Genomic DNA, 14167 nt, shown 5'->3' with positions numbered 1-14167 from the left:
TTATTGAATACGCATGATATTGTATGCAACCAAAAGTACCAGCCACTAGATCTAATTCTGAAAAAAAGAACAATTTAGCGTTACTAGAAAGTATTAATTTAGATTTTATCCCTTATGCTTGCCACTACGATGAAGAAACTATACTAACAAAACAGGGGGAATTATTAAAAATAATCAAATTAGAAGACTATTCTTCAGTTGATAACTATGGTGATCTTAGAACTGAAATTAGAAAAAGTATATCAAAAAATATCAAGAGTTTATATTTTACCGTTTGGATTCACACTGTCCGTAAGCGCAATAAACTGAGCTTACAGTGGAATAAAACTTCAGACTTTTCCGATCAGCTACACTCAACGTGGTTTAATAAACTAGTTGATAGTAAACTACAGTATATAAATGAGCTATACATTGTGGTGTTACTTAGTGATTTTGGCAAACATATTAATAATGCATTTTTTTTTGGCGGGATAAAGAATAGGCACAAGTTATTTTTACAAAAAAATCATCAAGAATTACAAAAAATAACTGACCTGATTCAAAAAGATTTAGAACCTTTTGGAGCTAAAAAACTGGGCCTTAGATCTAGTGAAGGCAAAATATATTCTCAAATGATGGAATTTCTCCATTACATTATTACATTAACGCACAAAGATTATCCAATATGTGAAAGGGATCTATCGCAGCATGTTAAAAATTTAAAAGTAGCTTTTGGTTTCAATAAATTTCAAACATCGTTTGAAGGTCAACAGAAGTTTGGTTCTATTTTTTGCATAAAGGAATATCGAGAAATCCCCTTAGAAAATATAAATAGGTGTTTGCAACTTGACTCTGAGCTTATCATCACAGAAATAATAATATTTACTAGTAATAATAAAGCAGTAAAAGAATTCAAAAAACAAATTAATATACTGCAAATCAGTGAGGACAATACCTTACTTCAAAACTCAGGAATAAATGAAATAATAGAGCTTGAAAAAATTTCTGCTATGGATTTTTGTCAACAGAAAATTATTGTTACAATCTTTGCAGATGATAAGAATAGGTTAGCTAAAAATATCAGCGATTTATCCTCTGTAATGTCGTTAATCGGGTTGATGATGTTTAGAACTGATTTGCACATGGAAAATCATTTTTGGGCACAGCTTCCTGGAAACTTTGCTTTTGTTACACAACCAAAAAATATATTAGAAAAATATGCTTGCAGCTTTGCTATGTTGCATGATTTTACATCAGGTACGTTAAAAGGAGGAAGATGGAAAGAAGCAGTAACAGTTTTTTTTTCAAAAAAAGGCAGTCCTTACTTTTTTAACTTTCATGGAAAGAAAAATAATGGTCATACCACAATACTTGGAGCTCCAAATTCAGGTAGAACCTCACTGATCAATTTCTTACTTTCGGAATCAAGAAAATTTAACCCTAGGATTGTTATATTGGATAATACTGGAAAATCAATAATATTTACTAAAGCAGTAAGCGGCCAATATTACATAATTGATCCAAAATATAAAGATAAAAGTCTAAAATTTAACCCACTGAACATTGAAGATAGTGCTTCTAATCGCAATATGCTTGTTGAATTGATCAAAAGGATGGTTGCAGATGCAAGTTTGGTAGACGTAGAAGAAAAGACAAAAAAAATTGTAGATTCTATATTTGCTATACCAAGAGAATCGCGCTCTATTTCTCAAATTTCTGAAGTGCTTTTACTTCTTGGGGGTAAAATAAGTAAATGGTGTGGTGATGGTGAATTTGCTTACTTATTCCAAGATGGTGATGAGTCAGACATTGACTGGGAAACAAAAACTATATCCCTCAATACTGCGAATCTCACTAAGCAAAAAGAATGTATGTCCGTGATACTTTACTATTTCTTATACTCTTTCGAAGCAAAATGTGATGGCTCACCTGCAATACTTGTTTTGGATGAAGCATGGGAGATAAGTAATATTTTTCCTACAGAGGGAGAGTTTGACAACTGGATGCAAAGAATGACAAAGTTAAATGTTGTAGTAATTCTAAGTACTGAAAACTTAAACCTAGCATTTGCTAGCAAGTTTACTCAATATTTAGATAAGCATGTCGATACCAGGATTCTGATGCCGAACATCAATGCAAACAGATTATACATGAAGGCATTTTCTCTGTCGAAAGAGGAACTGAATGTCATTTTGCAAACACCAACACAGGAAGGTTTATTTTTGATCAAGCAATACAAAGGTTTAGTAACTTTAAATCTAGATTTGAAAAATATGAAAGAAATACATGTACTTTCAGCTAATAAAGAGACTATAAAGTATATGTATGAGGCGATGAAGGAAAAAGGCGAAAAAGTGAGTAAGTGGTTACCGGTGTTCTATGAAAAATGTAAAGCTTAATTTTTTATTGATATTCTCCTTGATATTTTGTCTTTCTTACCAAGGATATGCTGATTGTCCAACATTTGTAAAAAGTAATACTGAAATTGAAGCTGCAGGAAGTAAAGCAGGAAAAGGTATTGCAAATTTTTTTAAAGGCAAGTGGAGCGATTTAGACTTTGACGAAAAATTATTGCAATTTATTAAAGTTACAGCAGTAAATAATCAGGGACCAGAAGGTTACTTCGATCCAAAGATTAAGGTCTGCGATTACGAAGGAAACGACAACTGTTATATATTATCCAGTGGAACATTCTGCCGCCAGATATATGGAACGCAGAGTACAGGTGCTGGAGTTTCTGCAGCAGCTTTTATCGATTGGGAAGGGGATAAAATTCTGAATGATGGAAAGATTCATGGACAGATGACACAGGGTCTTGAGTGGGAATGGGCAGATGGTGTTACTGATGAAGAAAAAGTAAAATTTGCTAATTCTCCTAAGATATGTGCTTGTAGCCAAAAGGGTGCTTGCATGTCAGGAATTTCTTCATGGGGCTCTAGAGTATTTTCTGGGGAAAATATTTTTCGTCCTGGAGAGATGGAAAAAGTTTGTGATACATGCTATCAAACAAAAGTAAAGTGTGCCCCTGTGCAACTTGCACCTGGCCCACCTCCATTTTGTGAACAACTTGCGATGTCACCACCACAAGTTAGAATTGTCCCTATAACAAATGAAGAAAATGATTATTTCCATCCAAGAGTTGGAGTCATTATTGGTGAGCTGAAAGAAAGAAGGGAGATATATGTTCCATCTGCTGTTTCAAATCACAAGAATATTCCAAGTTGGACATATCCTATTCCAGATAAAGATACTATCCATTATTTCAAAACCTATAGAAAGAAAGATCAGCTCTGCGCTGAATATTATGGTACTGAAAAAGAAGAATCAAAAAGAAAATTACAATTTCCTGCCCGTTGTTTTCCATCACCAACTGCTCCAAAGCCTGAGGAAATAAAGGTAGTAAATGAAAATACGCTAAAAGTAAAAATGAAGATGAGTGAGAACGTTTGTACTTATGACGCACGTGGAACTCACAGTAATGGCATCTGTACTTTTTATGTTAATAAAAATTCTCCTACATACATTGGCCATCTGCCTTTAATAGTAGTAAAGCCAGCAATAGTAAAAAAAACAACTGGTAACGGTAACATAAAAAGCGATATCGATAACATAATAGAAGGTATATTAAAAAATAACTCTCAGTTTGAGGTTTTAAAAAAGTATGGATATGTTCCCGATATTGAAACAGAATGCAAAGAGCTTCAGAATGGTAAGTGCAAACTAGATGACTCAGGATATCCAAAAGTAGAAATAAAATATAAAGAAAATCCTAAAAGTAAAATGCTCTGCCTTTCTGGTTGGCAGCCGGAACCAGAAGAGCTTGTTCTTGAAAAAGGAAGTGAGCTAATATCGCTGAAGTCAGTAGGAGCAAGCTATGCTAAACACAATACTGTTTACTCGAAAGAATCAAATCAATCTTATTATTTTCCTTGCAAAAAAGGGGAAATTATTGAATTAGTTGATGTTTTAGCAAAGCCACAAGATGCACTGAATGAAATAATATTTAATAAAAAAGGATATATTTCTATTCCTGAAGAAAATAAGCCTAGAGACAATTGCATGGCAAAAGAGGATAAAGAGGTAGATACAAAACAAAATTGTGACAAATGCAAGATAGTATATGAATTAACAGATGGGAAACACAAAAAAGAATGTAAGCAAGGTGATGATGGTTGCCTCTGCTTTGATGGAGTGTGTAGTCGCTCAACACAGTATGTGAACAAGGACAACAAGCCTTTTTACCTAAGAGTTTCACAGGATGAAAATGGAGTTGTAAAGAAGTTAGATAATCCAATTAAAGCAAATAGAACAGAAGTCTTTTTCGCTGATAAATTATGCAGGTTCGATTTAGACGGTTTAAAAAAAAGATTGCGTGAAATAATAGTAACACAATTGAAACATAAGAAGCAGATTATTGAAGACAGGGATCAAAAACTTTATGAGCTTGGAGATGGCTATACAGATGATCTGTCAATGTATGATTACGTTGAAATAGAAGCATGGGGAGGTGGTGAAGCTGGTCATATAGCTGATAAAGCTCAGTCTACTGTAAGTAGACCAGGAATGCCAGGTGATTACATTAAAGCTAAACTGAGAGTCAACCCTAGTTATCCATATATTAAAGTAAAAGTAACAGAAGGAGGTGGTGGACAAGAAAATGATAAATCTAACAAGGATGGAGGACCTACTTTAATAAAAATGTGCAGAGACCTTTCAGAAACAATTTGTAAAGATTTAATTACTGTTGCAGGCGGGGGCACGTACAGAACGTATGGGAGAAGAAATTACAAAGATACAATAATTCATGAACAAAATTTAAAGCTAGAAGAAAAAGTTATAAAAGGAGATGGGCTAAACTCTACTGAAGACAATAAAATAGCATATATAAAGAATGGTGAGATTAAATATAAAGATGTAGAAGAATGTAGTAAAAGTTATACTAATGAAGTATACGGTGCTGGCGGTTGTATCAATCAAAACACAGGGACTTATAGTAAAGGTGCTCCTGGTTATGTGAAGATTAAACCTATGTTTGAGAAAATTAATAAAGGAAGAGTAAAAAAAATAGATGATGCTATTGAAAAAATGATACAAAATCCAGATGACATCACAGGTATTGATGATTCCTTAATAAATAAACTTGATCAAAAGATTATTTATACAATTAAAGAAGAAATTAGAAAAGAATTGTTAGGATTATAGTCAAAGGACCCTGATGGTTGCAAATGGGGTAAAGTTGAATTTACATCACTGAGACAGATGCATGTGAAACCAGTGTTTCTTTTCTTGTCATCACAGCTTCCATAATGTCATCTCAGTGAGTGATGCACAGCTGTATAGAAATTGAAGATGTCATTCCAGTGCGTGACACCCACTTCTTTCTAGTGCTTCCTTCCTTGTCATCACAGCTTCCTATAATGCACCCCATAAACTAGACCAAAAAAAAATGGTTGATCCGAGTAGGAAGGTAAAGGGGTAAAAGTATGGCAACAAAAAAATATGAACCAGAGTTAAAAGCAAAGATAGCTTTGGAAGCAATAAAAAATCAAAAAAGCACAGCTGAGATATGTAGTGAATATAAAATACCATCAACAAATCTATATGATTGGCGTGATAGAGTATTGGCAAGGTTAAAAGACCTATTTGTTGAAGAAAGTGAAAGTGCGAGAAAACAAAGAATCTTAGCGCAAGAAATAGAAAGTTTACATAAAGTAATAGGAGAATTGACAGTGGAAAATAGCTATTTGAAAAAAAAATTACTGAAATAAGCAAAAAAGATAGAGTAAGGTTTATAGAAAAAGATTCTGATCTGTCAATTAGGAAACAGGCTGATTTATTGGGGATTTGCAGATCTAGCCTATATTATAGGCCTATAATTAATAACGAAAGTGAAGTAGCAAATTTGATTCAAGAAGTATATTTGGCTTCTGATTGCCGTTATGGATATCGTAAAATTACTGCTGAAATCATAGCGAGTGGAGTAGTAGTCAATCACAAAAAAATCTTAAGAATTATGAAAAAAATGAAGATTAGTGGGCTGTATTGTAGAAAAAGATGTAATACAAGTATTAAAGAAAAAAAGCATAAAATATATCCTTATTTACTCAAAGATTTGATTATTTGTAGAGTTAATCAGGTATGGGCTACTGATATAACATATATTATGGTAGAAGGTAAGTTTATCTATTTTGTGGCAATAATGGACTTGTATAGTCGCTATATTATTGCTCATTCATTATCACCATATCTCGATGCTGGATTTTGCCTTTATACTCTCAAAGAAGCTCTAAAACAAGGTAAACCTGAGATTTTTAATAGTGATCAGGGGGTGCAGTTTACTAGCTACAACTTTATTATGGAATTAGAGCGTGCTAATATTAAAATCAGTATGGACCATAAAGGACGTTGCTTCGACAATATATTTGTTGAGCGCTTATGGAGAACTTTAAAGCAAGAAGCTATATATTATTATAGACCAAATAGTATCAGAGATTTAAATCTTATAATAAATGATTTTGTTGCTTGGTATAACTATAGAAGGCGACATCAGACTCTACATTATAAAGTTCCTGCTGATCTTTATTATCATAAACAGTAAATGAATATATTGATAAATACTTTAAATGTGTGTCGACGTATTTATCAACATATTCATTTTAAAAATCGGATCACTTTGAAAAAAATGGTCTAGACAAATGGGTGCATTATACATTTGGAGGATTATCATGCCAGCTAATTTTTCTTATGTATTCAGCAGCTTGTAAGGAAGTATCTCCTGAAAGGTTTTTAATATTAGGATCAGCACCTTTTTCTAGCAGTAATCTTGCCATTTTTTCATTACCTTTCATAGCTGCTATATGTAGAGGTGTATTGCCAAGCTGATTGCCAATATTGACATCCACCCCTTCTACACTAAGTAATAATTGAGCTACCTCGTCATGGCCATTATCAATAGCTACACACAAAGGATTCATACTGGTATCACAGCCATTGACTTTAGCACCATTATCAAGAAGCAACTTAACTACTGCTGCATGCCCATTCTGAGCAGCTAGATACAAGGGTGTGACATTATTTTTTTTATCTACTATGTTAACATCAGCATTTTTTGTGCTAATTAATAGTTCAACTATTTCAGTATGTCCGTTCTGAGAGGCTAAGTACAGAGCTGTTATACCAAATTCATTGTCTTTAGCATCAATCTCAATTTCTTGAGTATTAAGTAACACCTTTACAACTTCTACAAGTCCATTTTGAGCAGCAATATGTAAAGGTGTCTTACCATCAGTACAGTCTTTTATATTGGGATCAGCTCCCGCTTTAATTAACTCCTCTACTATAGCTTTGCTTTTAGCTACAACAGCAAAGTGTAAAACTGTACTGCCTTTAGTAGTTCTTGCATGAATATTAGCTTCTTTACTGATTAGTAACTTTACTACGTCTAAATGTCCTGAATAAACAGCAAAATGCAAGGCTGTAAATCCTTTTTTATCCTTGATATTGATATCAGTTTTTACATTAAGTAATAACCTAACTTCATTTATGTTACCATTATAAGCGGCTTGATGTAATAGAATATTTTCAACCGGGAGCGATTGAGTGCTGAACATATTTACCTCTATATAATAGTATGCCTAGTGGTATTACATCAAAACAAGGAACATTCAAGAAAAATTTTTGCATCTGGCAATCTATTTTCTCTATTCTAATATATACAAACTCTTTAAACCCACCTTGTAATTAGGATAAACTAGAGAGACACCAAGATCTTTTTTAATTTTAGTATTGCTTACTTTTTTTGACCCTAAATAAAAACCCCGTGCGTAATTTGGTACGGAAGAAATCTCAACTGGCTCTGGAGGGCTAATATTGAGAAGCTCGGCTGCATACGTGACCACTTCAGATTGCGTAGCAGGTAAATCATCTGCACAATTGTATATCTCATAAGGCTTTATATTTTGCATGGAAGAAAATAAAATATTCGATATATCTTCAACATGAACACGAGAAAAAATTTTTTTCACATTTCTTGCTTTGCCAAGCTGCAGGTCAATTAGCGCATTTCTACCAGGACCATATATCCCAGCCAAACGAAAAATATGTACAGGCAATTTGCTACTTAGCCACTTCTTTTCAGACTCAAGGCGCTTTTCTCCTCTAATTTCTATAGGCTTTGTTTCAGATTCCTCATTCACCCAATTACCACAGTGGTCACCATAAACATTAGTTGCAGACAGATAACCAAGCCATTTAATATTCTCCAGACAATGACCGTATCTCTCCATAACATCATCGCCGTCTGGAGGAATAGAAACTAAAACATGTGTTACGCTTTTAAGCAGATCTTGATCAACCTTTTCATAATCAAAAAGTTGTATATCTTTATTTCTTGATGTACCGTTAACTTTCCAGCCTAAATTTAGCAATTTTTTCGATAGAAATTTAGCTACATATCCGTAACCAAAGCAAAACAAGTGCATGGAAATTAATTTCCAAAATTCTTCTTGATAAACTCAACCCCTAACCTTATTCCTTCTTCATTAATAATATGGCCTAATCCATGAATTGGGTATCCTTGAGCGTTTACTCCATTTTCTTTCAGAGCTTTAACCGCTAAATCAAGGGAAGAAAAAGGTACCACATCATCAGCGTCACCATGAATAACACATATGCTGGGTTTTGATTTGATCTCCGGTGCAATTTTTGAAGGTGAAAGAAACCTACCAGAATATGCAACAACCGATGCACAAGACTGAAGCCGGGTAAGAGCCACATGTATTGCAAGCATTGCCCCTTGAGAAAATCCAACTAAAGAAAGCTGAGTATCTTTTAAATTAAGCTCCTTTAATTTTGTATCAATAAAATGATTTACAATTGATGCAGCATTTTTCACCCCATTATATAGTGCTTCTTCACTACGATCCTCTAAACTAAACCACTGATAACCATCACCTATTTCCCTCTCAAACGGAGCATTCGGTACCACAAAACATGAATCGGGTAAAAATTTGCTCATAACTTTAGCAAGGTGAGCGAAATTATCGCCACTTGAACCCCAACCATGAAAAAAAATAATCAAATTTTTCTTATTTCCATTTGGACAAATTTCTTGGCTTTTAAGTTCAATCATCTCTTCATCCCTTTATGTTTATATTTAACTCTATGGTAATACTAAATTTGAGGAACAAGACCTCACTACTGCTATAGCTCTTTGATATGAATAAATACTACTTAGCTTCAACTTTCTCTATCAATTTCTTGACCAAGCCTCTCAACCTTCTGCTGGAATCATCAAGCTCTTGAATTTGTGAAGGATCTTTTCCCATGAGCTCTTTGTGATTACTCTTTATGTAATCATACATTTCCTTCATCTGAGCAATCATCTTGTTGATATCCATACCACCCATATCAGGTATCATGCTAGGCATATTTCCTTCTAGCATACCGCCAGCCATAAGTTGCTGAGACATTTGCATGAATGGCTTTAAGGTCTGTTGAAGCAAATTAGGGTCGCTTGCCAATTTTTCTATTTGCTCTTTGCAAGTATCCATGTACTGCTTCATAAATTCATCATCTTGCACTTTATCTGTCATAATTACACCTATTTGAAACTAATATTATATATTGTTTTTAATTAAAAACAATACAAGAACAACTATATTAATACTTTATTAAATGACAAATTAACTATTTTAAAGGTTCACATACTCTCTTTAACCATTCCTTATCTTTTATGCCATTTTCTATATTTTTATAAACAAATTGGTGATAGCTATTTATCCATTTAACTTCATCTTCAGTAAGCATTTGTATATCTATTAGCTTTTTATCATAAGGAACAGAGGTCAATTGTTTAAAGCTTAAAAAGACGTTTTCTCGCCTTTCAATATACATCAGATTCTCAATTCTTATTCCATACTTTCCTGGAATATAATAACCAGGCTCGTTAGAAAGTATCATGCCTGGAATGAGTTCCACTTTATTTCCTCTTGATATTGCTTGCGGTCCTTCATGTACCGAAAGGTAACTTCCTACTCCATGTCCTGTACCGTGCATGTAATCCATTCCAAATTTCCATAAATGTATACGCGCTAATATGTCCAATTCCCCACCAGTGGTGCCAGGGAGAAAGACTGCACTTGCTATCGAAATGTGAGCTTTTAGTACTATTGTGTAGTGAGCTCGTTGCTCATTGGTTGGACTACCAACTGCTATAGTTCTTGTAATATCGGTTGTACCATCAAGGTACTGACCACCAGAATCGATCAAATATAGTCCATCTTTTTTAATAGCTTTATTTGTCTTATTGCTTGCACGATAATGAATGATTGCTCCATTCTCGTTGAATGCTGAAATTGTTGGAAAACTCGATTGCTTAAACAAATTCTGCTCTTTTCTGTATTCTAAAACTTTTTCTTCAGCTTCAAGCTCAGTAATTTCACTGTCAATATTGTTTTCAAGCCAATATAGAAAATTTGTAACTGCTACTCCATCTTTGATGTGCGCACTTATAGCTCCAGTTATTTCAGTTTGATTTTTTACCGCTTTGTGAATCAAACAAGGATCCTCCTTCTCAATTATCTGCTTATTTTCTATTAGACCTCTTTCATTACTTATTGTCATCCCAGTACTTGACACTGGGATCCATGCTTTTTTATTTCTGGTCAAGCACTGGAATGACACCGAAGCTGATTTTTCATTTAAATAATGGTTATACAAGGAATCTATTGCATTCATAATGCTCATTGGAGTCGTGCTTGGATCTATCACCACCAAATTTAACTTATGTAGTGAATTTTCTAGCTCACTAATATCAAAAACATTTATATGGTTATCAAAATTTGCTTTTATAGTTGAATGTTCTTTATCTTGAATAAATAAATCAACATTGGCATTTTTATACAATATAGCACGACCCAATATACAAGGAGTATATTCAGCACTTTCATTTCTTAAATTTAATAACCACGAAATTGAATTTGGATCAGTCAGAAGCACTGCTTCAGCCTCTATGTTTTTAGCTACTCTTTCACATTTATCCTTACTACTCTCACCAGATACATGTGAGACTATTGTTTGTGCTTTATGACTACTATCTTTTTTAATTAAGTATGGTACTAGTTTACAAATGCCTTCATATTTTCTTATGTCCTTCATAGTAAAATATTGCGGATAGTAACCCAGTGAGGTAGTCAATGTTAAGTTTGCTTTTACCCATTTGTGTGGATCCTCTTCTTGTATATTATATACTCGAAAACTGCCCTGATCGAGCTGACTGCGAGCTTGTGTGATATAGCGTCCATCTGTAAAAAATGGGCACTTATTACTCTTTGTAACGATAAGTAGCCCATTTGTTCCCGTGAAGCCACATAACTCTGCTAACTCTTTTGAATATTCATTTAAATACTCGTCTTTAGTATGCAACATAAATGCATCAACATTTATTTCGTGCATAAAAGAGCGAAATTCTTCGATTTTTGACATGTTACGCAGAATTAGCAGCTATTTTCGTTTTCTTATTCCTAAGGTACACTAATATGCTAACTATTGCTGCTGGAGTGATGCCCTGTATTTGCTTTGCAATGCCAATTGTTGCCGGTTTTATTGATTGCAACTTCTCTATCACTTCAGTTGACAAGCCTTTAATCTGTGAGTAGTTGAAATTAGTTGGAATTTGAGTATTAACTTCCTCTTGTAGAAACTTCATATCTGCTTCTTGTCTTACTAAATAAGGCTTGTATTTTGCTTCAATTGCAACTGCTTCATATATTTCATTCTTGGCTATGCTATCAGTTATAGTGTTATTCCAGCACATGACGCTGGAATCTACATTTTTTTCAGTGTCAACTGCATCCATTCCATCATCATTCAAGTACTGGATCCCAGTGTCAGCTACTTGGATGACAGGAAGAGGTGCTTTGGCGTTATGCAAGTAACTGACACTGGAACCCATGTTTAACTCTGGCCATATTTCTCGTAATTTATTCCAGTCAATATTTGGATAACCGAGCAAATCTAATGCTGTTTTTCTTATTCCATCATAAGATATTTTAATGCCATAGGACCTGAGCTGCTCAGGAGTAATTGTTAGGCTCTCTAATTTCTCCTCAAGTTGCTTAATGGATTTAAGTTTACCCTGCAAAACAGAGTATCTCTCATGCGATACAAGGGAAATGTCATAACCTTTTTGTGTCAACCTTCTATCTGCATTATCTGACCTAATCGCCAGCCTGTACTCTGCGCGTGAGGTGAATAATCTGTAAGGCTCAGCAACTCCCTTAGTGACCAAGTCGTCTATCATTACACCGATATATGAGTCTGTACGATGAAGAACAAAACTTTTTTGAGATAAAGAGAGTGCTGCATTGATTCCGGCAATAATTCCCTGCCCGGCTGCTTCTTCATATCCAGTGGTACCATTAATTTGACCAGCAAAATATAGTCCTTTAATTTTCTTAGTTTCGAGAGTATGAAATAGCTCTCGTGGATCGATATAATCGTATTCAACTGCATATCCAGGTCTTAATATTTCTGCATTTTCAAGCCCTTTTATACTCTTTATCATTTCATACTGCACTTCGATGGGCAATGAATTTGAAATTCCATTTGGATATATAGTGTTATCATCAATCCCTTCTGGTTCTAGAAATATTTGGTGATTATTTTTTTCTGCAAATTTTTTAACTTTAGTTTCAATTGATGGGCAGTATCTTGGTGCAATAACGTTATCTAAATATGAAGAAGCTGATCTGTGAAGATTCTCTCGAATTACTTTGTGTGTATGTTCATTAGTATGAGTAATAAAACATGAAACCTGAGGCTGGTTAATTTTCTCTGTAAGATAAGAAAATGGTGTAGGTGGATTGTCACCCACTTGTTCTTGTAATACCGACCAGTTTATAGTGCCACGATCAAGCCTCGGTGGAGTTCCGGTACGTAATCTGCCCAGTTTAAAATCATACTTCTTTAGCGTGTTTGCAAGCTCTATTGCAGGTTTATCTCCCATTCTTCCAGAAGGAGTTGTTTGCTCTCCTATATGAATCACACCACGTAAAAAAGTCCCTGTAGTCAAAACAACTCTGCTTGTCAGTATACGTTCACCTGAGTCTGTTATTACAGCTTTTATATAAGATTCTCCATTGCTATCACTTTCGATAAGAAAATCGTCAACTGACTCTTCTTTTACTGTCAAGTTGTTATAATTTAGAATAATTTCCTGTATTGCTTTTTTGTATAATTTTCGGTCTGCCTGTGCACGTGGGCCCCATACCGCTGCGCCTCTGCTGCCATTTAAAACGACCGAGTGTATGCTTGCTCGGTCGATAGCTCTCCCCATTATTCCATCAAGGGCGTCTACTTCTCTAACTACAACACCCTTTGCAACTCCTCCAATTGCTGGATTACAAGACATCTCTCCTATAGTTGAAATTTTGTGAGTTATAAGTAGTGTGTTTGCACCAAGGCGAGCTGCAGCTGTAGCTGCTTCACACCCGGCATGACCGCCACCTACTACCACTACATCGTACTTATGCATCTTCTTGAGTAATTCCTACTCTATAATATTCCAACTATCAGTGATTGATGTCAAATTTTACAGATTACAACATTGCACACTAACTTAGCTCAAACTGCCGTCTCTCTCGCAGAAAAAACTTTTTCAACTTTGGGAAAGATGATACTTTTATTAACTTCTTCTTCCGGAAAGGTAATACATTCATCTACTTCTTCTTCCTGAGATATTTTGACATATGTAGAATCTGTAATAGAAATTGCACTTACTGCAGATGTAATTGCTGTTTTATCTGCACAATGCATTATAGCTACAGTTGCAAAAAGCCCTAAAATCGGTGCTATTAGACCTATTATTGTACCTATAAATGTAAATCCTATTATTGGATTAGGAAAAATAGAAGCTGCACCTGCAGTAAGTGTAATTCCAATTATAGCACTTGCAGATATAGTAATACTCAAAAGAATTGCTGCTTTTTCATGCTTTTCCCCAACAGGATCTCTTTTGCAAAACTTATATAGCAAACATGCTACGTGAAAAACCGCAATCAATGCTGGAGCTATACAACCAGCAATTCCACCTATGGCTAAAGGTGATGAAGTGTCAAAACTTAACCACCAAGCTAATACTCCTAGTGCTGACACTATACTATAAGTTAACAAACAAATATACATACAA

Annotated in this window: 10 protein-coding genes; 3 read left to right on the top strand and 7 right to left on the bottom strand. The window is 34.5% G+C overall.

The features are described 5' to 3' along the window. Positions 1-23 precede the first annotated feature (23 nt). From OOK99_RS00765 to OOK99_RS00755, 3 genes are all read left to right on the top strand, one after another. Entirely contained in the window at positions 24-2378 is a 2355-nt protein-coding gene (locus OOK99_RS00765; RefSeq protein ID WP_264719882.1) for a VirB4 family type IV secretion/conjugal transfer ATPase, read from the top strand. After that, positions 2359-5181, top strand: coding sequence for a hypothetical protein (locus OOK99_RS00760; RefSeq protein ID WP_264719881.1), 2823 nt, complete (start codon positions 2359-2361; stop codon positions 5179-5181). The genes OOK99_RS00765 and OOK99_RS00760 overlap by 20 nt, the downstream gene beginning before the upstream one ends. A 281-nt stretch (positions 5182-5462) precedes the next feature. Beyond that, a protein-coding gene (locus OOK99_RS00755) for an IS3-like element ISWpi17 family transposase (protein ID WP_214303219.1) occupies positions 5463-6577 on the top strand; the annotation gives its coding sequence in 2 pieces (ribosomal slippage) (positions 5463-5736 and positions 5736-6577; 1116 coding nt in all). Positions 6578-6683: 106 nt separating this feature from the next. Here the strand turns inward: OOK99_RS00755 and OOK99_RS00750 are convergent. The 7 genes from OOK99_RS00750 to OOK99_RS00720 form a co-directional block, all read right to left on the bottom strand. After that, the gene (locus OOK99_RS00750; RefSeq protein WP_264719880.1) at positions 6684-7589 is read right to left on the bottom strand and encodes an ankyrin repeat domain-containing protein; all 906 of its coding nucleotides are present in this window, start codon (positions 7587-7589) and stop codon (positions 6684-6686) included. A 90-nt stretch (positions 7590-7679) separates the two neighbouring features. Then, complete coding sequence (locus OOK99_RS00745) at positions 7680-8459, bottom strand: SDR family oxidoreductase (protein WP_264719879.1); 780 nt, start codon at positions 8457-8459, stop codon at positions 7680-7682. Positions 8460-8464: 5 nt separating this feature from the next. Beyond that, complete coding sequence (locus OOK99_RS00740; protein WP_017532167.1) at positions 8465-9109, bottom strand: alpha/beta hydrolase; 645 nt, start codon at positions 9107-9109, stop codon at positions 8465-8467. Between the two features lie 97 nt (positions 9110-9206). Then, on the bottom strand, positions 9207-9572 hold the full coding sequence (locus tag OOK99_RS00735; protein WP_250120040.1) for an arsenical pump-driving ATPase GET3: 366 nt from the start codon (positions 9570-9572) through the stop codon (positions 9207-9209). Positions 9573-9666: 94 nt separating this feature from the next. Continuing rightward, entirely contained in the window at positions 9667-11463 is a 1797-nt protein-coding gene (locus OOK99_RS00730; RefSeq protein ID WP_264336247.1) for an aminopeptidase P family protein, read from the bottom strand. Between the two features lies 1 nt (position 11464). Next, positions 11465-13513, bottom strand: a complete 2049-nt coding sequence (gene mnmG, locus OOK99_RS00725) for a tRNA uridine-5-carboxymethylaminomethyl(34) synthesis enzyme MnmG (protein ID WP_264336248.1) — start codon at positions 13511-13513, stop codon at positions 11465-11467. Positions 13514-13602: 89 nt separating this feature from the next. Next, on the bottom strand, positions 13603-14163 hold the full coding sequence (locus tag OOK99_RS00720; protein WP_264336249.1) for a hypothetical protein: 561 nt from the start codon (positions 14161-14163) through the stop codon (positions 13603-13605). Positions 14164-14167 lie beyond the last annotated feature (4 nt).

This window comes from Wolbachia endosymbiont (group B) of Eucosma cana, assembly GCF_947250645.1.
Taxonomy (GTDB): Bacteria; Pseudomonadota; Alphaproteobacteria; order Rickettsiales; family Anaplasmataceae; genus Wolbachia.
The sequence above is the reverse complement of the archived record's forward strand: the minus strand, read 5'-3'. Positions and strand labels throughout refer to the sequence as shown.